Below are 25,534 nucleotides of genomic sequence, written 5' to 3'. Positions count from 1 at the left end.
TTAGGAAAAGTGTGTTTCACAGAGCAGAGTAGTCTCTGAAGCGGACGAGTGATTGCTCAAGTTAAAATGCAGGGAACTGAGCTTGTGATGTGCAGGTCGTAAATCTACTTCGTTCTAAACCCTTTCAGCAATTCCCATTCTTGGTTAGAATCGAGGCGCTAGAGTTAGGAAGTGGGATGAGAACTTTTACCGCGATCGTTGAGCGAGATTCCGATACAAGCCTATATGTTGGCTACGTCCCCGGCTTCCCCGGAGCGCATTCTCAAGGTGAAACTTTGGATGAGTTACACGAGAACCTGCGAGAAGTAATTGAGATGCTGCTGGAAGACGAACAAGTTGTATTCAGCACGGAGTTTATCGGGACTCAGCAAATTGTGGTTGGGTAGGCGGTGAGCAATATTCCTGTTTTGAAGCCACAAGAAGTTGTTCGGATTTAGAGAATCTTAAATTTGTGGAAGTGCGTCAGAAAGGTTCACACAAGCAGTTTCGGCACGAAGATGGTCGAGCAACGACGGTTCCGTTTCACAAAGGGCGCGATATTTCTCCTAAGCTGCTGCGGCAAATCGCAAGCGATATTGAGCTAGCAATTGAGGAGATGCTGAAGATGCGTTAAAGACTGAGATGTGCCCTCAAGTCAAACGATCAAACAGCCTTGTCAAGGAGGCTAAAATGCGAGTAGTTCACACTGAAACCTCTCGATAATTCCAATTTTTGGTTAGGATCGAGTCGCTAGATTTAGGATGTAGATGAGAACTTTTACCGTTGGCGCAACTGCAAGAAATCGAAGCAAAGTTGGCTCACTATCGTCATCTTCCTAATCCAAAAGTGCGAGTGATTTAGTTCACTGAATGATTGAGCATTCTCCAACATTCTTGTGCGATCGCCCAATCTTCTTGAGTTTTAATCACCAATACTCGAATTGTTGAGTCCAGCGTTGCAATATCTTGATCTTTGGGATTGTGACTATTTTTTGAGTCATCCAGTTTCAATCCTAAAAACTCAAACGCTTCACAGGTAGATGCCCGAACCTCTGGACTGTTCTCCCCCACGCCAGCCGTGAAGACTAGCGCATCCAATCGGCTTAAACTGGGCAGCATTGATCCAATTTGAGCACGCAGCCGATGAATGTAAACATCAAATGCCAGCTTTGCACGAGGCTTGTTTTGCTCGATCGCCGCTCTAATTTGTCGCATATCGGCAGACACTCCAGAGACTCCTTTTAAGCCAGATTCTTGGTTGAGCATCTGGTCGAGGGTGTCTGCATTAAATCCTTCCTGCCGCAATAAATAGATTAAGATTCCAGGATCGACTGAACCCGATCGAGCACCCATCATCAAGCCTTCTAGCGGGGTAAAGCCCATCGTGGTATCGACGCTGTGACCGTCACGAATCGCGGCTAACGAGCAGCCATTTCCTAAATGACAGGTGATCAAACGCAAATCTGACAGGTCACGGTGCAAAAGTTGGGCGGCACGATCGGCGCAATAGCGATGACTGATGCCGTGAAATCCGTAGCGCTGAATGCCTCGCTCAAACCACTTGTAGGGAATTGGATAAACTTGAGTCGCCAAAGGCAAATCAGAGTGAAACGCCGTGTCAAAAACGGCAATCTGCGGCACCGAGCCGAGGGCTTTCTCGATCGCGTTAATGCCCTCTAGATTGGCTGGATTGTGAACCGGGGCGAAAATAGCGAGACGAGCGATCGCTGCCTTTACCTCTGCGGTGACTCGGACACTTTCTCGATAATCTTGCCCACCATGAACGACTCGATGACCGACCACATCAATATCTGAAGGTTGCTCAATGACCTGGGTGTCGCCACTCCAAAGCAAGTTAAGCATATGGGCAATCACCGTAGAGCGATCGCCCGGACTCTCTCCTTTTAGAGTCGCTCCGTGCTGGGTTTTGACCTCGATTTCTGCAACGCCTTGGTGATGAGTCCAATCGACTTTAGCTTCCCAAATCGGCTGTAGCGGCTGATCGGGCAACTCGTCACCCAACTCATAAAGACAGCTTTTTTGACTACTTGAGCCAGCATTCAGCACTAATATCTTCATGTTCCTTGCAGGTTTCGCAACGCTTCACTCAAGTGATTGCGATCGCCCAGTCGCTCTAATAATGGACCGTGGCGATCGAACTTCACCACACTCACCGACGCAACCGGAGCCGCAATGCGAGTGCGAAACCGCCCTAAATCAACGCCCAATAAGCTACATAAAATAATCCGAATGGTGGCTTTGTGCGACACGACCAAGACATTGCCATCGGTATAGTGCTGTAGAATTTCAGTAATCACTGACGACGATCGGTTGGCAATTTCAACCGCCGTTTCTCCGCCTGTCGGAGCGTTCCAAGCGGGTTCTGCCAGCCATTTAACATAGTCTTCTGAATAGTTAATCTGAACGGCTTCAACGGTTTCGCCTTCCCATTTACCATATTTAATTTCTTTCAATCCGTCTCGCAGTTGCATATCGATTGCAATGGCATCACAGAGAGGTTTTGCGGTTGCGATCGTCCGTTTCATCGGGCTGACAAAAACGGCTGTCCAGGGAGTCGCTTGATAGGCGATGGCAAACGCTTCTGCCATTTGAATGCCCTCGTCTGTCAACTCAGGATCGAGGGCACCACAATAGCTATTTTCGCGACTAAATGGGGTTTGTCCGTGACGTAGAAAATAGATTCTGAGGCTCATTGGGTATTTAGGGTGGAGTGAATTAAGAGAGGTTGCTGAATCCGGGTATAGTGCGACGAATTAGCCCTCACCCTAGCCCTCTCCCCAAGGAGAGGGAACAAGATTTCTAGCTCCCCTCTCCTTGGGGAGAGGGGTTGGGGGTGAGGGCTAACATAAGTTAACCTTACGCTATGAGTGATTCGAGGCGGACGAGTCATCCATTTCACCCGCGGCGATCGCGTCTTTTTGACTGATTTGTTTTACCTGCGTTTTCGACTGGGTTTTATCAGCGTTTGAGCCACTGTAGTACTTCCATTTCCAATCAGTCACCTCTGGCATATCTTCACCGTGTTTGATGATGTAATGCTTATGATCGATCAGCTTGTCCCGAATCGCTTGTTTTACATAAGCGGCACGGGTGCCTAACTTGGGCACTCGATCGATGACATCTTGCGCTAAATGGAAGCGATCGAGGTCATTCAACACCACCATATCAAAGGGGGTCGTTGTGGTTCCCTCTTCTTTATAGCCGCGTACATGTATATTCTCGTGATTGGTGCGGCGATAAGTCAAGCGATGAATCAGATAAGGATAGGCGTGAAACGCGAAGATGACGGGCTTATCGGTGGTGAAAATTGAGTCGAACTCTCGATCGGAGATGCCGTGAGGATGTTCGGTTTGCGGTTGCAGCGTCATTAAGTCCACAACGTTGACTACGCGAATCTTGAGATCTGGGAAATGCAGCCGCAAAAAGTCAACGGCTGCCAGCGTCTCTAATGTTGGAACATCTCCAGCACACGCCATCACCACATCGGGTTCGCAGTCTTGATCGTTGCTTGCCCATGACCAGATGCCCAGCCCAGCAGTGCAGTGTTTGACCGCTGCATCCATATCCAGCCACTGCAGTTCGGGTTGTTTGCCAGCGACAATCACATTCACATAGTGACGACTGCGGAGACAGTGATCGGCAACCGAGAGCAGTGTGTTGGCATCGGGTGGCAGATAAATCCGCACGATCGTGGCTTTTTTATTCATCACAACATCTAAAAAGCCCGGATCTTGGTGCGTAAATCCGTTGTGATCTTGTCGCCAAACGTGAGACGTGAGTAAATAATTGAGCGAGGCGATCGGCTTCCTCCAGGGGATATGACGACAGGCTTCGAGCCACTTGGCGTGTTGATTAAACATCGAGTCAACGATGTGAATAAACGCCTCATAGCACGAGAAAAAGCCGTGGCGACCTGTGAGCAGATAGCCTTCGAGCCATCCTTGACAGAGATGCTCACTCAACACTTCCATGACGCGACCATCGCGAGACAGATGATCATCACCCGGTAACATCTCGGCAGCCCACACCCGATCAGTAGCATCCAAAATAGCAGTCAATCTATTTGAGTTGTTCTCGTCAGGACTCAGCACTCGGAAGTTGCGCTGCTCTGCGTTCAAGTTCATCACGTCGCGTAGAAATAGTCCCAACACGCGAGTCGATTCCGCTTCGACAGTGCCGGGATCTTTGGTATCGATCGCATACTCTCTAAAGTCCGGCAGTCTCAGATCTTTGAGCAATAACCCACCATTGGCGTGAGGATTTGCCCCCATGCGGCGATCGCCCACCGGAGCCAATTCTGCCAGTTCGGGAATCAGTTTGCCCATCTGATCAAAGAGTTCTTCGGGCTTATAGCCTTTCATCCACGATTCCAGCATTCGCAGGTGTTCTGGTTTGCTTGCCAGTTCCGCGAGTGGCACCTGATGCGCTCGAAACGTGTTCTCAATTTGAATCCCATCGACGACTTTAGGACCCGTCCACCCCTTCGGAGTCCGCATCACAATCATCGGATATTGAGGACGATCGCTGAAGCCATGTGTTCGGGCTTCTCGCTGAATGCCCTGAATTTCGGTGACGATCGTATCCAGCGTTTCCGCCATCAGGGGGTGCATTAGGGCGGGATCGTTCCCTTCGACAAAATAGGGTTTGTAGCCATAGCCGATGAACAGGTGTTCGAGTTCTCGATCGCTCAACCTTGCTAAAATGGTTGGATTCGCGATCTTATAACCATTCAAATGTAAAATTGGCAACACTACCCCATCTCTAGCGGGATTGATAAATTTATTAGAATGCCAGCTTGCCGCTAATGGACCTGTCTCAGCTTCGCCATCGCCAACGACACAGCAAACAAACAAATCAGGATTGTCAAACACCGCACCATAAGAGTGAACCAGGGCATAGCCCAACTCACCGCCTTCGTGGATCGAGCCAGGTGTTTCAGGAGCCGCATGACTCGGAATTCCGCCCGGATAGGAGAACTGCAAGAACAGTTTTTGCATCCCCTCTTCGTCTGGCGTGATGTCGGAGTAAAACTCGCTGTAGGTGCCCTCTAAATAAGTGTTTGCCACTATTCCCGGTCCGCCATGACCCGGACCTGCAACATAAATCGCATTCAAATCGTAGCGTTTGATCAAGCGATTCATGTGAGCATAAATGAAATTTAGCCCCGGCGTTGTGCCCCAATGACCGAGCAACCGCGGTTTGACGTGTTCTAACTTGAGCGGCTCTTTGAGTAAAGGATTGTCTCGTAGATAAATTTGCCCAACTGACAGATAGTTAGCGGCTCGCCAGTAAGCATCTATCTTTTGCAGGTCTTCTGGAGAGAGAGCAGCTTTGGCTGGAATTGAGTTTGCAACTGTCATAGTGAATATCGCCGATGACTTGTTGGGTCTAAGTTTGGCTCATCAACACGAATTCTGAATCTGTCACAAGTTGTAGTAAATAGAAACAATCGGTTAACAAATCTGTGGAATCTCTTAACCTAATAACTGGTCGAATAGGTTCGATCGAGCCTCTAAAGTTTATTTTGCTGACTCAGTGTAAGTAGGTAGATAGAATTAATGGTAAGATGCGTTTCGGCTCCCCTCAACCCTCAAAGCCAGAAGTTCTAACAGGTTGAGCGGAGCCGAAGCCCACCTGCGCAAATTGACTTTAATTGAGCCTGCTTGTTTAGGATCAATAAACGCTAAACCAAACTCAGAGATATACAAAACGACTAACGTTGTTAACCCTAGATTGAAAATGACAACACAACTTAACTCGCTGGATGCACAGTCAGTTTAGTCAACAGAGACGTACTTTCTGTGGGTTTCGTGTAGCTTGTCCCGAAAGCCAGTATCTTCACACTGCCCTCGCAATACATCTAGCATGACGTTGTGTGAATCATTTTTCACTAAACACCCATGCTTCACTCCAGTTATCGGGGATGCCATTCTCGATCAGCCATTCCACTCGTTCTAAATAAAGTTTTGCCGTCTTATCAGCCGGATGAATTGCTAACACTTGCTCAAAACAAACTTTTGCATCCTGGATGGCTCGATCGCCATAGCACTTGACTCCGCGATCGAAGTCGGGTTGGGTTTGCAGCTTTAGCGATCGCACTTCTTCAACCTCAGCGTCTAACACTTCATAGACTGAAATCGCTTCATTTCGACCCTTGACGATCGCCCGATCTAAAAAGCGAATTTGATAGCGATCGGGGTTGCTCAAATGTTCTAACGTCTGACCTGAAATCAACATCGCCACGCCATAAAATTTAGTCAACCCCTCTAGTCGCGATGTCAGGTTAACGTTATCTGAAAACGCGTCGCCCTGAATGCGATTGGCTTCGCCGACCATGCCTAACATCATCTGCCCAACGTGAATGCCGATGCCCACCTGAATGGGTAAATCGCCCCTCGTCTTGCGCTGCTGATTGTACTCCTGCACTCGCTGCTGTTTGGCGACACCTGCCGCCACGGCATCATCTGCCCCATCAGGAAACACCGCCATCATGCCGTCTCCCAAAAACTTGACGATGATGCCATAGTGATTGCGAATTTCTGGACTGACGCGCTTTAAGTAAGCATTTACGAAGTCAAAGTTTTCGCGGGGGGTCATCGTTTCTGACATGGTGGTAAACGATCGGATGTCGCTAAACATCACTGCCATCATTTTGCTGACATAATCGCCAAGCTGCACGTCGGTTACGCTGTCTTTGCGAAGAAATTTGAGATATTCGCCCGGAAAAAATCGAGCAAAGGAATCATTTAACCGTTTCAATTCCTGTTCACGATTTTTGACCGTTCTCACCATTTGAGTAAAGACTCGTGCAAGTTGTCCTAACTCATCATTGCGATCGACGACATCGCTCAAACTCTCCGCCGCAAAGGTATCTTGCTCAACCGTTGCAGCCGCCTGAGTCAATTTGTCTACTTGCTGAATGTAGAGGGATTGCCGCAGGTTTTCGTCGCGCAGCAGTGCCTCGGCTTCTTGGCGCTTGAGTAGGTTTGTGTAGGCTCTAGAGTGATAGCGAATTCGGGCGAGCAGTTCGACGCGATCGGGCAGCTTTACTAGATAATCATTTGCGCCCAGTTCAAACGCTTGAGCTTTGATCAGCGGCTCTTCTTTACTCGACAGCACGATCAGCGGAATCTGGTAAGTTGGGGCATCGTGCGATCGTAAAAACCGCACCAGCAGCAGCCCATCCATTTGGGGCATGACCAAATCTTGCAAGATCACCGTGGGCTGGCACTCTCTAACCATCTTGAGCGCTTGAGTCGGGTCATCACAGTAGTGAAACGTGATATCCGGTTCAGCCTCTAACATTCGCCGCACGGCTTCGCCAATGATCGATTGGTCGTCAATTAAAAGCACTGTGATGGATTCATCCATATCGAGAATAAAGTCTTAACGGTTTAGACGGGTGCGCTGTAGAAGTGTGGTTGCGATCGCGTCCGGGTTTAACACCTCAACCGCCGCATTTAATTCAGCCGCCGCTTTTGGCATTCCATAAACCGCACAGCTTACTTTATCTTGCGCGATCGTGTGCCAACCCACACTTCGCAGCAGCCGCAGCCCTTCAGCCCCGTCTCGCCCCATCCCAGTTAGCAACACCGCTATTCCTCTCGATGTCCAATAGTGAGCAACACTCTTAAAAAACACGTCGATCGACGGGCGGTAAGGATACTCGATCGGCTCTCTGACGTAGTTTAGCGTCTGGTTTACCTGAAGACAGAGATGATCATTGGTGCAGGCAACCAGGACGATGCCCTTTTGGGGACGATCGCCCACTGAAGCTTTTTTAACCGTCAGGGGCGTGAGTTGATTGAGCCAGTCAACCATGCCTTCCGCAAATTGAGCATCGACGTGCTGAACGATGACGATCGCGGCTCCCAAGTTGGCGGGCAGACGAGAGAGAATCGCGGAGAGGGCTTTCGGTCCACCTGTAGAGGAGCCAATCGCGATTAGAGAAGGCAGCGTAGAAGAAGAAAAGGACACCGAAGAGGGGGGAGAGGGAAAGGAAAGGGGCGGAGGAGATTTGCCGTTCAGCTTGGCGATCGAGGCAATTTTTCCGAGTAGAGCTAGGGCGGCTCCGGGGGTGCCTTGATTGCCCAAAACGGGAGTGTTAACCGCATCAAGTGCGCCATATCCCATCGCTTCAAAGACTTTTGCAGAATTTTGTTCAATGCTGGCGGTGACGATCAAAATGGCACAGGGCGATCGCTTCATGATTTGTCGAGTTGCCTCAACGCCATCCATGACGGGCATGATCAGATCCATTAAGATCAGATCAGGGGTGTTTTTGGCGCATTTAGCAACGGCTTCAGCCCCGTCTTTGGCAATCCACACAATCTCATGCTCGGCGATCGTCATCAGCACTCGTCGCAGCGCTTCGATGGCGATAAACATATCGTTGACAATGGCGATTTTCATAGGTCATTCACCAATTAAATCCACGACGGCTCGAATCAGCGTGTCGTCATGAAAACTACTTTTGGTGAGATAGTAGTTTGCCCCGGCTTCTAAGCCTTGAATGCGATCGTCTTCCCGATCGCGATAAGACACCACAATCACGGGAGTTGAACCCAGTCGCGGATGCCGTTTAATTTCTTTAATCAGTTCAATTCCGTTCATTCGGGGCATATCAATATCGCTAATCACTAAATCGTAGGGAGACGATCGTATCGCGTTCCAGCCTTCCATTCCATCAACGGCAACTTCGACGACATAGCCGCGATTTTGCAGCAGTTTGCGCTCCATTTCTCGCACCGTGATCGAGTCGTCTACGACTAATATTCGCTTCTCTTGGGGCGCAGAGTCATTAAGAATGATTCCTTCAGGAGTCTTGTTAGACGATTCAGCGACTCTGGCGATCGATCCACTGTTGAGCAGTGCGTTGGTCGATCGTACCAGGTCAGACACATCCACAATCAGCACGAGTGACCCGTCTCCCATCAGGGCGGCTGCACTAATATCGGGCACTTTGCCCAGGCGAGCATCGAGCGGACGCACGACCAGTTCGCGTTCTCCGAGACAGCGATCGATCACCAATCCATAGGTGTTAGATTGATCGCTAATCACCACCACCCAAAGCGGGGAGGGCGACGAGGCGGGCGGAGGCAAATCGAGCACTTGATGCACCGGAATTAGACCGATATTTATCCCATCCAGCGTGAAATATTGCCGATTTTCGACGATGGAAATCTCTGAGGGCTGAACGGTGATGATCTGATCGATGCGCGCCAGAGGAAACGCATAGGCTTCTCCAGAAATCTCGACGAGCAACGTCCGCACAACGGAGAGCGTCAGGGGCAATTGAAAATAAAAACTGCTGCCTTTCCCCACTTGGGAAGCCGCTCTCACGGTGCCTCCCACTTCTTGCGCCATGCTTTGGGCAATGTCTAAGCCTACGCCTCGACCAGAGAGTTCTGTCACCTGTTTGCTCATCGAAAATCCGGGTAAGAACAGAAACTCCATCAGTTCAGCGTCGGTCAACTTGGCGACGACTTTGGGCGCGGCTAACTGTTTGTTGATAATCTGTTGACGTAACGCGATCGGAGTGATGCCCTTGCCGTCATCAGAAATGGTAATCGCCAACATTCCGCCCCGGTGCATTGCCTCGACTCGAACGGTTCCTTCGGCAGGCTTTCCCGCCGCGATGCGCTCTTCTGGCAGTTCGATTCCGTGGTCAACGGCATTTCGCAAAATGTGGGTGAGAGGCGCTTCGAGCTTTTTGAGAATGTCTCGATCGACCGACGTTGATTTGCCGACAATCTCCAATTTGACTTGCTTGTTGACGGTGCGAGCCAGATCTCTGACCATGCGCGGAAACCCCTGCACCCCATCCATAAACGGACGCATATGGGAGGTGATCACTTCTCGATAGAGGCGATCGGAGAGATTTGCCGATCGTCGAATAAATTCTTCGAGTTCGGTCAAGCGATCGTTGAGCAGGTCGCGGCATTCTTGGTCGCGTTGACGAGTCGCATCGATCAATGATTTAGAATCTTGATCGAGATCTGGGTTGAGCATCGCGTTTTGCTGCAATCGCTCTAGGTTTTTAGACAGTTCTAGCTGTCGCGATTTGAGCACCATCAGAGAATCTGCAAACGGTGGCAGCCAATTAGCTTCGATTAAAGATTCTCCAGCCAGTCCCATCATGCGATTGAGATTGTCTGCACTGACTCGCACAACGCGCTCCTGAGCCGCCGCCGCGTCAGCAGGGCTTATCTCTCCAGAAGCCGGACTCAGCGGATTTTCAGGCTCGTGAGCAGTGGGAGTCGATTCAGCAGGAGCGAGCGCTGGAACGAAATCAGCCTTTAAAGTTTGAATCGCCGCCGTTCCTTCTGCATTGCGAATTGCCTCGATCGTCGATCGCACTGTTTGAAACTCTGAGTCATGGTTTGTCAACCAGTTGGGTAAATCAGCGTCGCTCACCTGACTGAGACTCTGAAGCAAATCAACGCCCCGCAGCAGCACATCGGCGCGATCGCTGTTCAACGTGATGGTGTGAGCTTGAGCCGCAACAAAGCAGTCTTCCATTACATGGGCAAGCTGAACGGCGGCATCCAATCCCACAATGCGAGCGGCACCTTTGACCGAGTGAGCCGCCCGCATCAATGCCTCTAATTCTTGAGCAGAGTGAGACTGAGATTCTAGCGCCAGCAGCCCATTGTTTAAGAGCGTCGCCTGTGCTTCGACTTCGAGCCGAAATAACTCCATCATCGAGCTATCTAAAAGCAGCGAAGGCGGATTTGGTTTTGGGTGATCAGATGAAATCGAATGTTCTGGCTCCGTCGCCCTTTGTGGGAGGGCGGGGGGAATAGCCGCTTTGTCACCCTCCGCGATCGCTGTCTGCGTCTGTGCCAAATCCTCCGAGTGTTGTGACAACCAATTCTCTAACGTTCCATCGCTAGTCGCGGCACTGATTTCAATCAGCAGATCCCCAGCGTGGAGGAGGCGATCGACCAGCGCATCAGCCAAGGGCGTTGAGCCACTCTGCACGGCGATTAAGCAAACTCTCATCTGCTCAGACAGCGTGGCGGCGACATCGATTTCGATGAGTTGAGCAGACCCGGCGATCGCGTGGAGCGATCGCATCGCCGTATCTAATTCGCCCTCCTGAGAAGGCTGCTGCTTTAAAATTGACAGACTTTGCTTCAGAGATTTGACCTGAGTCTCCACTTCTTGACAAAACAGACCCAGCATGGAGTAATCGCGCATAGAGTCTCCATTGCTCATCACAAAATCCTGCGCTCAAGCGTGTAAAACAACAGGTCAGCGTCCAAATAATTCACCTTTTTGCTCTGCCAGTCAATAATCCCTTGGGTGTAAGATTCACTCGATTGAGAGACGACGACAGGCACCGCTTTTAGCTCACTTGCCTCAACACGATGGATTCGATGCACTTCATCCACCGGAAACACCCACTTGCGATCGTGGTGTCCCACCACCAAAAGCCGACTGAGAGACGAAGAATTCTCCACCGTCTTTAGACCGAGAAAATGACTCAACGATAGGGTCATCAAAATCTCGCCTCGAATGTTAATCAGTCCCAAAAACGAGTCGTTAGTGCGATGAGGCAGCCTGTGAACCGCACCCGGATGCGTAACTTCGTGGAGCACTCCAACCGATAAGGCAAACTGCTCATCTCCGAGCCGAAATAGAATCACAGATAGGGTGTTGCTTCCGGTTGCAGAATCGCGATCGCCCTCTGCGAAATTCAGCGTTTTTACCGCTTCGTCTAAAGGAGTGGCGATCGTGGCTGTCCACTCGTCAAGATACTCGATCGGAACGTCTCGCTCTAGCAAATTGCGCCCCGCTGTCGCATACACCGGGCAGTTGCGACAGTGAATCACCGTCTCTAGCTGAGGGCAAGAGCGATCGCCCCAAACGCCAATCTGATTCCAGCAATCATCAATAGAATCCATACCGTGACTACACCTTGAATTGAGAAATTTCTCGCTGCAAGCCTTGAGCCGCGTCATTTAACTGAGTCAGCGCATTGTTGGTTTCCTGCAGCGATTGCACCGTTTGATAAGACGCATCGCTGAGTTGCCCGATCGCTAAACTAATCTGTTCTGCCCCGCGATATTGTTCATCCATGCGTTGACTGACTGCCCCAAACTGCGGCGTTAACCCCTGCACATTTTGGATGAATCCGGCAATTTGTCCGCTGATATCTCCGACATCATCAACATATTGCCTGACTTCTCTGCTAAATTTATCGACCTCCATCACGCCCTGAGACACCGACGATTGCATTCCTTTCACCATTTGCTCAATCTCAAGGGTGGCGACCGCCGACTGATCGGCAAGACGACGAATTTCTCGTGCCACAACCGCAAATCCGGCTCCATACTCTCCGGCTTTTTCGGCTTCGATCGCGGCATTCAGCGATAGTAAATTGGTTTGATCGGCGACTTTAGTAATCGTAGTCACGACCGTATTAATATTATTCGCTTTCTCATCCATCACAGTTAACTTTGACGAAATCGAGCTAGTCGCCAGCACTAAATTTTGCATTGCAAGCTGCATTCTTTCTAGATTCATTTGGCTGCTAGTAGCTGCTTCAGTCGTGGTGCGCGCTGTCTCAGCCACTCCATCCATCGATTTTGCTAACTCGCCTGCGGTTGACGCAATTTGTCGAGAGGTGGCATTGACTTCGTGCATGGATGCAACTTGCTCATTCACCGTTGCTTCAAGCTGTCTGCCTGCCGCTGCGATCTGAGTCGTAGACGTGCTGATTTGAATGCCAGATTTTTGTGCCTGTGCAATCAAAGCATTCAAACTCTTGGTCATTCGTTGAAACGCGGTCATCAATTGCCCCACTTCGGTGGTGTCTCTGGTAGCAGCGATCGCTTGAGTCAAATCGCCATCTGCAACCTGTTGAGCCACTTTTGAAGCTAGATTGAGCGGACGGGCAATCTGACGATTGAGAATCACGCCGATCAGAGCCAGCAGCAAAATCGCAAACGGCATCCCATAGAGAATGCTGTTAAGAGTGCGTTGGGCAGACCTGTCAGCAATCTGCGATCGGGTCTGCAATAGATCGCGCTCTCCGGATTCCATCCGAGCTATCACGTCTCGAATCTGATCCATCAACCGCTTGCCCTCGTCTGTTTTCACGACTTTGAGTGCAGCCGCCGATTGTCCATTTTGCTTGAGGCGAATGGTCGAATCGAGTTCGGCGAGCTTTTGATTGACGAGCGGTTCTAAAGTCTGAACATAATTTTGCTGAGTTGGATTGTCTCTAACGGTCTGTCTCAACTCTCCAATTCTCGATTGAATCGCAGTTCGTGCTTGATTGTAGGGAGCGAGATAGCGAGTGCCATTGGTCAGCAAATAGCCCCGTTGCCCCGTTTCGACATCTTTGATCAGCGAAAGAATCTCTTCTAACTCACCCAACACTTGATAGGTGTACTTTTCTTGACGAGCGGCTGAAACGAGTTGCTGTGTGCCCCGATAAGAGACAATGCCAATGATCGAGAAGACGGTTAAGCCCAGGGCAAACCCCGCAGCGATTTGAGTGCTAATTTTCCAGCGATTTAACATCTAAGACCAGCCTACCAATACCCATTTCTAGAGTAGCGTAGCTGTGGTCACTGCCTCCCCTTCGCTCGATATCCACGATACTCGAACTTTCTAACGTTGAGTGTTGAGCAATCGCTGAATGCGCTGCTTTAAAAGAGTTGCCCCCGCTCGATCGCCCTTTTGTTCTTTTAACAACGCCAAATGAGTCATCGCTTCATAGGCACTGGGGTTGAGGTAAATCGCTTTCTGAAACGCTTGTTCGGCTTGCTCAGATTGATTGAGACCTTGATGAATTTCGCCTAACAGCACATGGGCTTGAGCGTCTGTCGGATGCGCTCTCAAATGGGATTGGCACACGGCGATCGCTTCTATAAGGTGTCCTCGGTTGGCAAGCTGCTGGGCGGTTGCCAACTCGGTAGGCTCAGAGATAGGAGCAGACGCAGGAACCGGAACCGAAATCGTTTGCGGAGGATGAGCGATCGGGGGCAGCGGACGATCGACGACGCGATTTTGTTTGTGGTAGCCAAATGCAAAGGGGTGGCGAATCGGCGTGAAGTGATCGGCGTTGACCTGCGGCATTTCGGGCGATCCCACAAACAGTAAACCCGATGGAGCTAGAGCGTAATCCAACCTCTGAACTAGCTGAATTCGGGAGTCACGATCGAGGTAAATCAGAAGATTGCGACAGAAAATTGTGTGATAAGCCTCTTGAGACAAAAAACCGGGATTGAGGAGATTCTCCGATCGAAAGCTCACAGTATCCCGCACGAAGGGGCGAATCTCTTGCCCATTGGCGACCGACTGAAAGTAGCGTGACTGCTCAGGCAACCCGCCTCCTCGAAACGATATTTGCCGATAAATGCCCTGCGTTGCCTTGAGAAGCGCCCGTTTGCTGACATCCACCGCGTCGATGTGAAACTGAGCCGGAGTCAACCCAGCCTTGAGCAGCGTGATGGCGATCGAGTAAGGCTCCTCTCCGGTTGAGCAAGGTGCACTGAGAACCCGAAATACGCTGGCGGGATGGGCAGATCGCCATTGAGTGACAAATTGACTGAGATAGACAAACGGCTCTCGATCGCGAAAAAACCAGGTTTCGGGCACAACGACCGTTTCGATCAGGTTTTCCAACTCTTGGGGTGAGGTTTGTAAGTGTAAGAGATAAGCGGCTCGATCGGGCAACCCACACGTTAACCGCCGCTGTTCGACTGCGTGAGCGATCGTTCTCGACCCAATGCTCTCGGCATCTAGCCCGATTTTCTGCTTTAGCAGAGCCTCAATCGCGTCTTGCACCATTTGCCTCAACGCTTTCTTGAATAAACAGAGATGCAGAGCGGTCATCTGACACTAAATGCTGCCAGTGAATCTGCTGGATCATGCCTTTCTCGTCCATAAATAGGTTGCCTAAGTAGGGCACATCGCTCACTTGAGCCGTGTTTTTTGCATCTAGGTCGGGTCGGTTGAGGGTTTCGGTGACGCGTTCTGCCATGAGTCCTAACCACTGCCGAGTGCCGTCACTGGTGGGATAGTAAACCATCATAATGCGGGTACTAAAACGGGAACGGCAATCGGTGTGATGAAGCAACCGACACAAATCAACAACCGGAACTAAGTTGCCTCGATAATTGAACACGCCCGCAATATATTCGGGAACGTGATTGAGAGGTCTGAGCGTTACGATCGGAATCACCTCGACCACTTGAGCGCTATCGATGGCATAGAAGTTATCGCCAGCTTGGAACAGGAGCATTAGCATGAGTTAGGCGATCGAGAACAGCGCATCTCGTTTTGAGTGTCATCAACAAGGACTCTACAATCATCCCCTAGTAAATCTTGCTTGACATCGCCCCAAAGCTGGAAATTTAGGCAGTGCTGAATCTATTGATGAGACCCCAATTTTACCCTCACCCTAGCCCTCTCCCCAAAGGAGAGGGGACAAGAGTTCTAGCTCCCTTCTCCCCAAGGAGAAGGGTTGGGGATGAGGGCAAAATTTATTAGCAACGCCGAAGTTTAGATTCCAAAGATGGATTGGATTCGTTTGCGAATTTGGTGAAATGAGGTATCTTCTTTTGGAGCGGCTTCGATCGTGATTCCTAAACTTTCTAAAGCTTCTTGGCGATGAGATAGCTCTTCTGCAATTTTATCGGCTAACCCTTGATGATTTTTTAACAAACTTTGCAGGTTATTGTGGTCAACCACAAACAAAATCGTTTCTTCTAAAGTTCGTAGCGTAGCAGTGCGCGGGGTGCCCATCAGCAATGACATCTCACCGATAAACTCACCCGATCGACGAACGGCGACCTGTTTTGAAATCGATTCGACAAACACCTCAACCGAGCCTGACAAGATGATATAAAACGAGTCACCGGGATCAGATTCTCGACAAATGGTTTCTCCGATCGTCAGTTTTTTACGATAGCCTTTCTCGATCACCTGCCGCAGCTCAACCTCGCCACATTGCTGAAAATAGCTGACTTTTTGCAGCAAATCGCGCAGCATCCGTCCTGCGATTGGGGCTTCTACTTCGACCTGTTTTGCCAATCCATTGACTTGGTGAGGAGTTTGCAGTAGGGCTGCCAGTGAGGGCAGATTCTCGATCGTCAGACCCGTTACCATTTTTGGATTAATGGCACGATCGCGAAATTCTGCCTCAATCAAAAATCGCAGGGCACTTTTAATCGAATCCATCTCGATCGGGTTGCCAATCCACACCGTGAGATCAAACTTCAACGCACCGTCTTCAATTCCTTTAAAGTAAACCTCTGGTGATGGAGACGGTAAAACTCTCGGCTCTTGACGAGCGGCTGACAGCAACGCCTCTAGCACCGTCAGCGAGTCATTTTCTTCAGCCACCCGCACCGGAATCTCAATTCGACAGTTGGGGTCGCGATAGCTCCAGTTGACGACTTTGGTGTCGAGAAACCGACTGTTGGGCACAATCACAAACACGCCGTTAATCGTGCGAATAGTGGTTGCACGAATCGCAATTCCTTCGACTGTTCCGGCAAGATTATCGACCTCAATATAGTCGCCCACTTTGATGGGTTGCTCAAACAGAAGCGTTAAGCCGCTGATAAACTGGCTCGACAAGTTTTGCAGCCCAATGCCAACCCCGATGCCAATCGCACCCGCAAACACTGCAAGCGAACTTAGATTGATGCCAGCCGTCTCTAGCACTATAAAAAAGCCAATCACTGTAACAATGTAACCAGTAATCGCTGATAATGACTCTCGTGTGCCAATTTCTAGCTTAAAGCGCGGTAAGATCCGTTGTCTTAGCAATTGCTTAACCGCATTTGCCAAGATCACGACAATGATCACTTGAACAATCAGCTCAACGACTAAGCCGAGTGAAAATTTTTCTCCTGCAAACGTAAACAAACTGCTGTTAAAAGCACTTAACAAGTCTTGAAGAAACCGTTTAATTTGCAGAATCGTCCATGTGAAGGCAGACTGCAACTCCATGATTAAGCGCTCCTATCGATCGCTTTTGTCAACCCGTTAACCATTTAAAGATAGTCTAATTCTTATGTCCTGAGATGGATGCAAAATTTAGTTAGAAATGTCTACTTGCGAGTGATTGTAATATTAGTAAGTCATGCAAAAATGCTATCACAATTTGTAATTTTATAGTTGTAAAAAGTGGCTACCAAAGCGCATTCTAAACCCACTGTTAATCCTCTTCTCTTGAATCTCACGACAGGCGGCACGATGGGGCTTTTGACCGTGATTACAAGCGTCTCATTTGCCTCTGTCATCTTCTCTGGAGCCTTCTCAAATGCAGTCCCGTTTGGCACAGGGCTACTGCTGTTTAGCTCAACCGTCGTCAGCGCGATCGTGACGGCGTTCAGCGCTTATCCTGCCATTGTGGGAACCGTTTCAGAGCCGAGCATCCCAGTCTTAAGTTTGGTTGCCCGACAAATTCTTGACCAGATGCCCAATGCCTCGGTTGAAGATAAATTATTAACGCTCACGGCGACAATTGTGGTGTACGCCGTGGTGGGTGGCATTATTTTTACCCTGCTAGGTCGGTTCAAGCTAGGCGGCTTTGTTCGCTATATTCCCTACCCAATCGTGGGCGGCTTTCTTGCAGGAACAGGCGTGCTATTAGTTCAAGGGGCAATGCACTCGATCGAAGGGCTTGACTTTCACCACTTAACCCTGTCAGCGTTCGTGCAGCCTAACGTGTTGCTTCAGTGGGTGCCAGCGCTGATCTTTGCAGTCGCGATGTTTGCGATTCCTCAGATGATCGACCACTTTTTAGTCATCCCTAGTATTATCGCGATCGCGTTTGTGCTGTTTTATATTGCCTTAGCGATGACGGGCACCTCGATCGAGCAAGCTACCGAGAACGGTTTGCTGTTAGGCACCCTTCCCCCTGGCAGTCTTTATCGTTTTACGACGATTCCAGCGTTGACTCAGGCAAATTGGGGCGTTGTTTTGCAGCAGGTGCCGAGTTTAGCTGCACTCTGGCTCATAGAATCGATGGCGCTGCTGCTCAACGCAAACGGCATCGAGCTTGCTGCCTCTCGCGATCTCGATCTCAACTATGAGCTAAAAGTGGCAGGGGCTGCCTCGATCGCATCTGGTTTGGGGGGTGGCATTGGCGGGTTCGCCAGTTCGGGAGAAAACACGCTGGCTCATCATCTAGGAGGCACTCGACGCATTGTGGGCTGGACGATTACCGGAATTTGTTTAGCCACGTTGCTCGGAGGCGCATCCCTGCTTTCGCTCGTTCCCAAATTTGTTCTAGTGGGCATTCCACTGCTGCTCGGACTGGAATTCTTTTATGAATGGCTCTATCAAGCGTGGTTCAAATTTTCGAGATCGGACTATGCGATCATCGTGCTGATTGTGGTAGTGACGGGCAGCATCGGCTATCTGCAGGGTATTAGTGTAGGGTTGCTTGCCGCGATCGTGCTGTTTGTGGTCAACTACAGTCGATTGTCGGTGACAAAGCGAGTTGGGTCAGGCGCATTTCAGCACAGCAATGTGTTGCGAAACTCTGAAGAACTCGACATCTTAGACACCCAAGGCGAACAGATTTATGTTCTAGAACTGCAGGGACTGATCTTTTTTGGCACCGCCAACAAACTGCTGACTGAGATCCGCGATCGCCTCGATCATCCCAACGCGACCGAAGTTCGGTTTGTGATTTTAGACTTTCGGCTCGTGAGCGGTTTAGATGCCTCCGCTGTGCTCAGTTTTGCCAAACTCAAGCAAGTCGCTTCCTCAAAAGGGGTGCATCTACTGTTTACCAATCTGTCTGACGACGCGATGCAGCGACTCAAGCAAGGAGACTGTCTCGAAGCGGATGACCCCTATTGTCACGTCTTCGCCGATTTAGATCGGGGGCTTGAATGGTGTGAACAGCAGATTCTCATGGAGAGCAATGTGAGTGAGCTAGAAGCCCGATCGCTCCCTGAGCATCTCAAGTCAGGGTTCTCAGATCCGGTTCAGGTCGATCGTTTGATGAGTCGGCTTGAGTCGCGTCTCTTTGCTGAAGGAGACTATTTGTTTCATCAGGGAGACCCGTTTGATGGTCTATATTTTGTGGGTTCTGGGCAGGTAAGTGTGGTGCTCGATTTGAGTGAAGGGCAAACAAAACGCATTCGTACCTACACAGTGGGGAACACGATCGGGGAAATGGGTCTCTATCGCAAGACGTTGCGTATGGCATCGGTGGTTGCTGATAAGCCCAGCATGGTTTATTTTCTGCCGACTGAGTCGTTTGAGCAGATCGAAGCGTCTGACCCGCTGTTAGCCTCAAACATTCATCGATTTGTGGTGAACCTATTAGCAGAGCGTCTTCAACATCGTGAACAAGAATTGAAGAATCTGTTGCAGTCGTCTTAACGACCCAGACCAGCGGCGACTATGGCAACTCTATTTCACTAGAACTCCTGCACGAATCCTTCGCCCTCACCCTAGCCCTCTCCCCAAGGAGAGGGAACAAGAGGTTCTAGCTCCCTTCTCCTTGGGGAGAAGGGTTGGCGAGGACTTGCCCCACTTTGTGAGGAGGGCTGCCCAGATTCAAGGAGGGCTACTTTTGTGGTGAACATCAGAGACGAGGGCGTTTTAATTAGGGGCGAGATCTCAGCTTAAGCTCCTTGTTCAAATGGCGGGTATTTTACGTGCAGCAATGTCCTAATCTAGTTGGCTACAGCCATAAGAAGTAATGTGAGCATCTTGCTCACGAATAGGGACGTGAACAGGATTGCTATAGTGGTGGCACTCCCGACTAGATCACCCTCATGGGTGTGGTTAGGAGGCGATCGTAATGCTTGCGATCGAGCAAGTTGTGTCCACAGTTCACGTCTAAAGTATTGCTGGGTGCCATGAATGACACTAGTTCTGGGTGTGAAGTCTACTCTTGACGCTTGAGGTGATGAACAGTTCCTTGCCTGAGAACGATTGTTGCTACAGAAAGACTGCTTAATTCCCTGAACCTCGCTACATTCTTGAAGGAAAAGTCATGGAAAATGTCAGCTTGCCCCTTTTGTATGCCGAAAACTCCGCACCCATTTCCACAGATCATCGATTTTCCCAAAATTTATTCAGTCAACCTGATAGCTATATTAGTATCGTCAGTAATAGTCATTTGCTGCGTGAAGCCCTTACTCTGATGCTGCAACATCGATCGATGGATGGAGTCAAGAGCAGTGCTGTTGATGTCGATCTTGTTTCCACTGTCACAACTTCCTCAAACCATCTGGTTCTGCTGGATAGTGGGATGGGGCACAGCGCGGTAATCGCGCAGATTCAGGAGTGGCGATCGCGTCAGCCCTCTCCTTACATCGTGGTGATTGAGTTGCAAAACGACCCTGATTTGATTTTAGACTGCATTGAGGCAGGAACTCACGGTTATACGTTGCAGAGTGCTTCGAGTGCAGAAGTGATACAGGTGATTGAGCAGGTGTATCGCGGAGTGGCTCACTGTTCACCAGAAATCACGGCTAAACTGTTCGATCGGCTCACACAATCAAAAGCGATACAGCAATTGAAAGAAAAGCCTGCGCTGACTCACCGTGAGTTAGAAGTGTTGCACTATGTTGCAAAGGATCGGAGCGATCGCGACATTGCAACTGAGTTAGTTATCGAAGTCCGTACTGTGAAACATCATGTCCATAATATTTTGCGAAAGCTCAATGTTAAATATCGCAGGGACGCGGCTCAACTGGCATTCAACAACGGTTGGCTAAATCTGACTTCTTGATTGCAGGATCGATCTAAGATCGATCAAACTAATGGATCATTACAGGAAATAAAACTTCGTCCTTCGATCCATAGCCTATCAGCTTTTGCTTATGACAGAATAACGAGTATTCAAATCAGCATTTTGAATGAAAGCCAACAACGCTTGGAGGCTTAACTTAAGCCAATATTGACTACTGCAAAAAGTCAACGTTTGTCACCGAAAGGAGTGCAGTATGGACTCTTATAGGAGCAGGTATGGAACAACATCTGTCATTCATGTACTAATCGCCAATCTTACAGGGATGGTTGCAGAAATGGTACAACAAACCCTTCAACAGCAGCCTGATGTCAAACTGCTCGGCGACATTAAAGAATGGGAAGAGATTGATGCCGCGATCGCCGAAACAGATGTTTTAGTCTTAGGGGTTGATGATGTCTATTCTCCACCAGAAGACTGCTTTCGATTCCTCAGCAGCTATCCCAATCTAAAAATTTTGCTGCTGACAACCACGGGCAATGAGGCGATCGCTTACTGGCGAGCATTGCACTGTCATCAAACGCAAGTCACTTCATCTCAGTCTTTAATTGAATCGATTCGACACATTTATTCGCTGTCTCCATAACGGACGACTTGCTCGGTCGCCCTTGCCCATTGAGACAGGTGACAAGTTTTTTCAGCAACACTCTTAGTTCAACAACCCAGGAGATCACTTAATATGGCACTGCAATACGAAGCACTGTTTGAAGCCCCTGCTTCCCATGAAGCCTCTCACTATAGCAACCCAGAGCTTGAAAACGAGTGGGAAAGCCCTAATCACTACAGCAATCCAGAGCTTGAAAATGAGTGGGAAAGCTCTAATCACTACAGCAACCCAGAATTACAGAACGAGTGGGAGACGAACCAATACAGCAATCCAGAATTACAGAACGAGTGGGAAGCTCCTAGTCACTCCAGCAATCTAGAGCTTGAAAATGAGTGGGAGACGAATCACTACGGCAACCCAGAGCTTGAAAACGAGTGGGAGACGAATCATTACAGCAATCCAGAGTCAGCCCAGGAAGGAGAGTTTTTCTTTAAAAAGGCGTTTCGCAGTATTGGACGGGGCATCAAATCAGCAGCAAAAGTGCTGGGTCCTTTAGCAAAGCGACTCGCACCCATGTTAGGCAGCAAACTTTTGACCTTCATTCCCGGCGTTGGACCCATAGTCGGTCCCCTCGCCGGACAGCTAATGGGTCAACTGCTGAAGGAAGGCGAAATGGAAGCCGAGCAGATGGAAATGGAGTTTTTTGGCAACAACGAAATGGAAGCCGAAGTGTCGAACAGTGAGGTTGCCCACGAAGCAGCATTAACAGAATTTTTGGCGGCGCAGGCAGCAGAATCGACGATGGAAGGGGAAGCGGAAGCGGCGATCGCAGCAACTTTACCCATTACCATCACGATTATGGGCGGCAAACGGGCACTGCGTCCGGTCATGCCTGCGCTCACTCAAGCCACCGGGCAGTTGACCAAAATGCTGCGTCAGCAAGGACCTGCCGGGAAACAACTGTTGCGGACCGTGCCCACGATTCAGCGCCAAGCGGTTGCCACCCTCAAAGCGGTCGCTCGATCGGGTCAGCCGATTAACAGCGCCACCGCTATAAAAGCTTTGGCAGCCGCAACAAACAAAGTTCTCAGCAATCCCCAAACGGTTCAGAGAGCGGTCGTCCGCAATGCTGTGCTGCGCCAGCGCACTGCCCCACCCTATCCTCGCCGCGCCGGAGCTAACGCCGCTACAGCACCCTGCCCGAAGTGTGCAGCAAGACGTTAGGAGGTGCAAGGAGTGTGGAGTTAGCTGTAGGGGCTGAGAAAGCAAAGGAAGCAGAATGATGACAAGTTTAGCGTCACCGATCGCCAATCAAAACGGGCAAAAAGCGGCAGCCAGTCCCGCATCCCAGCCTGTCACTAATCAACCCACTGTCACCCGTGCATCTAGCAATCTGCAAGGGGCAGTAACCCGTCACGAACAGCAACTGTTAGACAACTGGCTGAATATTCAAGCAATCAACTTATGTCGTCATACCAAGTCGCTGCGTCCTTTCGCCAAAGATGAGTTTGGCAGGGCACCGATGGCTCCTAGTGAAGGGCATATTGAAGCGGTAAATCGACTGATTGATAAGTTTCGGACTCAGTTGATTGAGAAAGCCCGTTGGGTGGATGCAGCCGCGCAGGCAGCCCGCCGAGAACCCAACAGCGATCGTCTCCGTCTGCTGTTGGAGCGTAAGCAAAAAGTGGGTGATCAAGTGCTCTACCTAGAGGGCATTTGGGACTTCTACTTTGATATGTTTGTGCAGCGATTGTCGGCGTTTGGCGAACGATTGCGGGCGATCGACCGCATCGCGATCGGTTGCTATGAAAAGGTCTATGTGGGTTTAGGCACGGCACAGCCCACTCCGAGCCTGTTACCGTTTAGCTATGCCAGTAGCGGCTTCAGCCCCTATACCATTCGTCGGGGCGTTCCGATGCAAAAACTGCAGCACAACCCCAACTTGTTTCCGCTGATTGTCATCCCTCAGCATCGGCTCGATAACGTGTGGGCGCTGTCAAGTGTGCTCCACGAGGTGTCCCACAATCTTCAGGCAGACTTGGGTTTGTGGGAAGTGATGCCCGCCCTGATCTATCAGCGGCTCACCACTGACGGGCATATTCCTCCTGAAGTGGCACGAGTTTGGGCACAGTGGCACAAGGAAATGATGGCGGATATGTTTGCCTTGGTGCTGGGAGGTCCGGCGGCGATCGAATCGTTAATGGATGTTGTGGGGCGATCGCCTGCCAGTACGGTGCTGTTCAGTCCTCTGTCTGCCCATCCGACACCCTATCTGCGAACGCTGATCAACCTGATCCTGCTAAAACGGCTTGGTTTTGACCAGATGGCATCTAATCTAACGCGGGTTTGGCAACGCCTCTACCCCAACATCAGCGCAACCGACATTCCTCCCCAGTTTATGAAAACCTTCTATCGATCGGCTGAACTAGCAGTAGATACGATGGTCTTCCAGCCTCATCCCCAGTTTGGCAATAAATCAATGGCGCAAGTCGTGGATTTTGGTCCTACCCAGTTGGATTTAATTCAGCAAGCCGGACAACGCCTCGCCAAAGGTGAAGATCCGGGTACTATCCCAGTTCGGCTAATGATCAGCGCTGCCCGCCATGCTCTCGATTCTCGCCTCGCCAAACCCCAAACCATTACCGACAATTTTTATCGAACGCTCGGACGACGGTAACGGACAGGCAGGTTTGTTAAAGGTACTGACTACAAGTAGCTGACCCATTTGCTGGACTTGCTACCAACACTCATTTTTCAACCCTATCAACCGATCGGTCAATTAGAGGTTAGCAACTATGGCTTTTCCGCTTCCCACAACGCTCCCCAAAGAATCTGATATCCGGTGGAGTACTCAACCCACAACGCTCCGAGCTTTGCGTAAAGCGTTGATTGATGTATTGTTCAACGAATCACCGATCGGGGATGGTAACGATCCGAATACCATCACTGCTCGTCAACTCGACAAAATTGCTCAAACCTTGAGCCGTACAGCCAGCAACGAGCCAACTGCCTACGAAAATGGTTCAAGTAATACGAGTGCAACCAGCGTTCAGAGCACTTTGACCCGACAAGTAGAGCGAGCTTTAACTCAAGTGTTGGGGCGATCGCCCGGACGCGGGTCTGATAGCTTCGTCAAGGCATTAAATTCAGCCTTTCCAGTGGTGACAAGCGGCAAGATTGCTATCACTCCGAGTCGCAGCATTGTTTCAAACGGCAGCTCTGATAGTCCCTCATCGACGAACGGCACACTCACCGGGCAGCTTTCTGTCGAGCAAGCAAATCTTTACCGCCAAGCCAGCATTTTAGTCGCCGATGCCCTGCGAGTTTTAGAAGGGTTTGAGTCCTTCGATCCCGTGGCTGATGTCGATGCTGTTGAAGCACTGCGCTCCTTAGTACAGGCGCAACTCAACAGTTTAGTCGAAGAATTTGGGCGACTGGATGAACCGCGATCGGCTCGCGTCAACATCTACTTCAGCACGTTAGAGCGGAGCTTGAACCAGCTTGGCGATGCTGCTCAGCTTGGCGACCAGAATGAGCGAAGATCGTTTAATAACCTGGTCACAATTGAAGACGAAGCTCAAGTTGCGGCTTATGAATTAGTCAAAAACTATGTCAAGACCTTAAAAGACATTTGGCTGAGTTTCACTCTCGTCAGTGAGGCAGAAATAATTTCAACAGGCTACAGCGAACGCCTGTCTCGCGTGGGCGTGATGCTTCCGGTCATTTCTGACAGCAATGCAAGCCTAATGGCAGCAATGGACTCTGTTGGCTTTACCGAAAGTGAACGGCGTTCTGATGCCGCTCTATTCTCAACTTTGGGAACTAACTCCCCTCGCCTCCGTATTCCAGATTCAGTGCTGAGTGAATTTCAAATCAATCCCACACAAATTGCAGTTACTCTTCCAGACATCACCGTCAATGATTTTAGTGAATGGGTTGAGCGGTTTACCAGCCTTGAAGCTCCGTCAATTCTGGCAGCATCCGGGCGGTTTGGCTTAGATTTTGTCACCGATCAAGCAGATACCCTGTTCTGGGTGATTGCGATCGTGCTCGACTATCTCAAGAATCCAGCAAACCAGGTTAAGGGGCGTTATCTCAGCAGAATTTTGGCGTTCGATCGCGTCGAGCAAAGCCTCAGCGAACTGGTCTTTCAACTCAATGCTTTAGCAGATCTGAGTGTTCCAGACTCTAGCCGATTTATCTAAACACCATCTGCTCTTTGCGTCGAAACATTACAAACCCGAA

Annotated in this window: 19 protein-coding genes; 8 read left to right on the top strand and 11 right to left on the bottom strand. The window is 49.9% G+C overall.

The genetic code is table 11. From position 1 onward, the window contains the following. Window positions 1-176: 176 nt before the first annotated feature. Both A8707_RS18075 and A8707_RS30290 read left to right on the top strand, forming a co-directional pair. A complete protein-coding gene (locus tag A8707_RS18075) occupies window positions 177-386 on the top strand; it encodes a type II toxin-antitoxin system HicB family antitoxin (RefSeq protein ID WP_068818613.1) in 210 nt (69 codons plus the stop codon). Next, on the top strand, window positions 341-613 hold the full coding sequence (locus A8707_RS30290; protein ID WP_269452742.1) for a type II toxin-antitoxin system HicA family toxin: 273 nt from the start codon (window positions 341-343) through the stop codon (window positions 611-613). The genes A8707_RS18075 and A8707_RS30290 overlap by 46 nt, the downstream gene beginning before the upstream one ends. A gap of 223 nt (window positions 614-836) precedes the next feature. Here A8707_RS30290 and A8707_RS18065 read toward each other — a convergent pair whose 3' ends face one another. The 11 genes from A8707_RS18065 to A8707_RS18015 all read right to left on the bottom strand — a co-directional run bounded on the left by A8707_RS18065 (window position 837) and on the right by A8707_RS18015 (window position 16,973). Beyond that, window positions 837-2,057, bottom strand: a complete 1,221-nt coding sequence (locus tag A8707_RS18065) for an acetate kinase (RefSeq protein ID WP_068818599.1) — start codon at window positions 2,055-2,057, stop codon at window positions 837-839. Further along, window positions 2,054-2,692, bottom strand: coding sequence for a histidine phosphatase family protein (locus A8707_RS18060; protein ID WP_068818598.1), 639 nt, complete (start codon window positions 2,690-2,692; stop codon window positions 2,054-2,056). The genes A8707_RS18065 and A8707_RS18060 overlap by 4 nt, the downstream gene beginning before the upstream one ends. A gap of 168 nt (window positions 2,693-2,860) precedes the next feature. Beyond that, window positions 2,861-5,359 (bottom strand): phosphoketolase family protein, encoded by a 2,499-nt coding sequence (locus A8707_RS18055; protein ID WP_082906422.1) that lies wholly within the window; start codon window positions 5,357-5,359, stop codon window positions 2,861-2,863. Window positions 5,360-5,879: 520 nt separating this feature from the next. Beyond that, window positions 5,880-7,370, bottom strand: a complete 1,491-nt coding sequence (locus tag A8707_RS30285) for a response regulator (protein ID WP_068818597.1) — start codon at window positions 7,368-7,370, stop codon at window positions 5,880-5,882. A 15-nt stretch (window positions 7,371-7,385) separates the two neighbouring features. Next, on the bottom strand, window positions 7,386-8,411 hold the full coding sequence (gene cheB, locus A8707_RS18045; RefSeq protein ID WP_068818596.1) for a chemotaxis response regulator protein-glutamate methylesterase: 1,026 nt from the start codon (window positions 8,409-8,411) through the stop codon (window positions 7,386-7,388). Between the two features lie 3 nt (window positions 8,412-8,414). Further along, window positions 8,415-11,201, bottom strand: coding sequence for a hybrid sensor histidine kinase/response regulator (locus A8707_RS18040; protein WP_068818612.1), 2,787 nt, complete (start codon window positions 11,199-11,201; stop codon window positions 8,415-8,417). Window positions 11,202-11,218: 17 nt separating this feature from the next. Then, the gene (locus tag A8707_RS18035; RefSeq protein ID WP_068818595.1) at window positions 11,219-11,908 is read right to left on the bottom strand and encodes a chemotaxis protein CheW; all 690 of its coding nucleotides are present in this window, start codon (window positions 11,906-11,908) and stop codon (window positions 11,219-11,221) included. Between the two features lie 7 nt (window positions 11,909-11,915). Further along, window positions 11,916-13,532: a methyl-accepting chemotaxis protein gene (locus tag A8707_RS18030; RefSeq protein ID WP_068818594.1), complete on the bottom strand. Its 1,617-nt coding sequence runs from the start codon at window positions 13,530-13,532 to the stop codon at window positions 11,916-11,918. Window positions 13,533-13,622: 90 nt separating this feature from the next. After that, window positions 13,623-14,849 (bottom strand): CheR family methyltransferase, encoded by a 1,227-nt coding sequence (locus A8707_RS18025; protein ID WP_231948133.1) that lies wholly within the window; start codon window positions 14,847-14,849, stop codon window positions 13,623-13,625. Further along, window positions 14,785-15,264: a chemotaxis protein CheW gene (locus A8707_RS18020; RefSeq protein ID WP_068818592.1), complete on the bottom strand. Its 480-nt coding sequence runs from the start codon at window positions 15,262-15,264 to the stop codon at window positions 14,785-14,787. The genes A8707_RS18025 and A8707_RS18020 overlap by 65 nt, the downstream gene beginning before the upstream one ends. Window positions 15,265-15,518: 254 nt before the next feature. Further along, a complete protein-coding gene (locus A8707_RS18015; protein WP_068818591.1) occupies window positions 15,519-16,973 on the bottom strand; it encodes a mechanosensitive ion channel domain-containing protein in 1,455 nt (484 codons plus the stop codon). 177 nt (window positions 16,974-17,150) lie between these two features. Between A8707_RS18015 and A8707_RS18010 the strand changes: the two genes are divergently transcribed. The 6 genes from A8707_RS18010 (at window position 17,151) to A8707_RS17985 (ending at window position 25,494) form a co-directional block, all read left to right on the top strand. Then, a complete protein-coding gene (locus A8707_RS18010) occupies window positions 17,151-19,364 on the top strand; it encodes a SulP family inorganic anion transporter (protein ID WP_231948132.1) in 2,214 nt (737 codons plus the stop codon). Window positions 19,365-19,983: 619 nt separating this feature from the next. After that, window positions 19,984-20,724 carry a response regulator transcription factor gene (locus tag A8707_RS18005; protein ID WP_068818589.1) on the top strand — a complete coding sequence of 247 codons (741 nt, stop codon included), beginning with the start codon at window positions 19,984-19,986 and terminating at the stop codon, window positions 20,722-20,724. Between the two features lie 295 nt (window positions 20,725-21,019). Beyond that, window positions 21,020-21,328 (top strand): hypothetical protein, encoded by a 309-nt coding sequence (locus A8707_RS18000; RefSeq protein WP_156518690.1) that lies wholly within the window; start codon window positions 21,020-21,022, stop codon window positions 21,326-21,328. 93 nt (window positions 21,329-21,421) lie between these two features. Further along, window positions 21,422-22,513 carry a hypothetical protein gene (locus A8707_RS17995; protein WP_068818587.1) on the top strand — a complete coding sequence of 364 codons (1,092 nt, stop codon included), beginning with the start codon at window positions 21,422-21,424 and terminating at the stop codon, window positions 22,511-22,513. A 55-nt stretch (window positions 22,514-22,568) separates the two neighbouring features. Further along, on the top strand, window positions 22,569-23,966 hold the full coding sequence (locus A8707_RS17990; RefSeq protein WP_156518688.1) for a hypothetical protein: 1,398 nt from the start codon (window positions 22,569-22,571) through the stop codon (window positions 23,964-23,966). A 118-nt stretch (window positions 23,967-24,084) separates the two neighbouring features. Further along, window positions 24,085-25,494, top strand: a complete 1,410-nt coding sequence (locus tag A8707_RS17985) for a hypothetical protein (RefSeq protein ID WP_068818585.1) — start codon at window positions 24,085-24,087, stop codon at window positions 25,492-25,494. Window positions 25,495-25,534: the final 40 nt, after the last annotated feature.

The organism is Phormidesmis priestleyi BC1401, from assembly GCF_001650195.1.
Classification (GTDB): domain Bacteria; phylum Cyanobacteriota; class Cyanobacteriia; order Leptolyngbyales; family Leptolyngbyaceae; genus Phormidesmis_A; species Phormidesmis_A priestleyi_B.
The sequence above is the reverse complement of the archived record's forward strand: the minus strand, read 5'-3'. Positions and strand labels throughout refer to the sequence as shown.

Excerpts from the sequence above, each read along its gene's own strand:
- A8707_RS18075 (WP_068818613.1), top strand. The coding sequence starts at position 177 with ATGAGAACTTTTACCGCGATCGTTGAGCGAGATTCCGATACAAGCCTA.
- A8707_RS18065 (WP_068818599.1), bottom strand. The coding sequence starts at position 2,057 with ATGAAGATATTAGTGCTGAATGCTGGCTCAAGTAGTCAAAAAAGCTGT.
- A8707_RS18060 (WP_068818598.1), bottom strand. The coding sequence starts at position 2,692 with ATGAGCCTCAGAATCTATTTTCTACGTCACGGACAAACCCCATTTAGT.
- A8707_RS18055 (WP_082906422.1), bottom strand. The coding sequence starts at position 5,359 with ATGACAGTTGCAAACTCAATTCCAGCCAAAGCTGCTCTCTCTCCAGAA.
- A8707_RS30285 (WP_068818597.1), bottom strand. The coding sequence starts at position 7,370 with ATGGATGAATCCATCACAGTGCTTTTAATTGACGACCAATCGATCATT.
- cheB (WP_068818596.1), bottom strand. The coding sequence starts at position 8,411 with ATGAAAATCGCCATTGTCAACGATATGTTTATCGCCATCGAAGCGCTG.
- A8707_RS18040 (WP_068818612.1), bottom strand. The coding sequence starts at position 11,201 with ATGCGCGATTACTCCATGCTGGGTCTGTTTTGTCAAGAAGTGGAGACT.
- A8707_RS18035 (WP_068818595.1), bottom strand. The coding sequence starts at position 11,908 with ATGGATTCTATTGATGATTGCTGGAATCAGATTGGCGTTTGGGGCGAT.
- A8707_RS18030 (WP_068818594.1), bottom strand. The coding sequence starts at position 13,532 with ATGTTAAATCGCTGGAAAATTAGCACTCAAATCGCTGCGGGGTTTGCC.
- A8707_RS18025 (WP_231948133.1), bottom strand. The coding sequence starts at position 14,849 with ATGACCGCTCTGCATCTCTGTTTATTCAAGAAAGCGTTGAGGCAAATG.
- A8707_RS18020 (WP_068818592.1), bottom strand. The coding sequence starts at position 15,264 with ATGCTAATGCTCCTGTTCCAAGCTGGCGATAACTTCTATGCCATCGAT.
- A8707_RS18015 (WP_068818591.1), bottom strand. The coding sequence starts at position 16,973 with ATGGAGTTGCAGTCTGCCTTCACATGGACGATTCTGCAAATTAAACGG.
- A8707_RS18005 (WP_068818589.1), top strand. The coding sequence starts at position 19,984 with ATGGAAAATGTCAGCTTGCCCCTTTTGTATGCCGAAAACTCCGCACCC.
- A8707_RS18000 (WP_156518690.1), top strand. The coding sequence starts at position 21,020 with ATGGTACAACAAACCCTTCAACAGCAGCCTGATGTCAAACTGCTCGGC.
- A8707_RS17995 (WP_068818587.1), top strand. The coding sequence starts at position 21,422 with ATGGCACTGCAATACGAAGCACTGTTTGAAGCCCCTGCTTCCCATGAA.
- A8707_RS17990 (WP_156518688.1), top strand. The coding sequence starts at position 22,569 with ATGATGACAAGTTTAGCGTCACCGATCGCCAATCAAAACGGGCAAAAA.
- A8707_RS17985 (WP_068818585.1), top strand. The coding sequence starts at position 24,085 with ATGGCTTTTCCGCTTCCCACAACGCTCCCCAAAGAATCTGATATCCGG.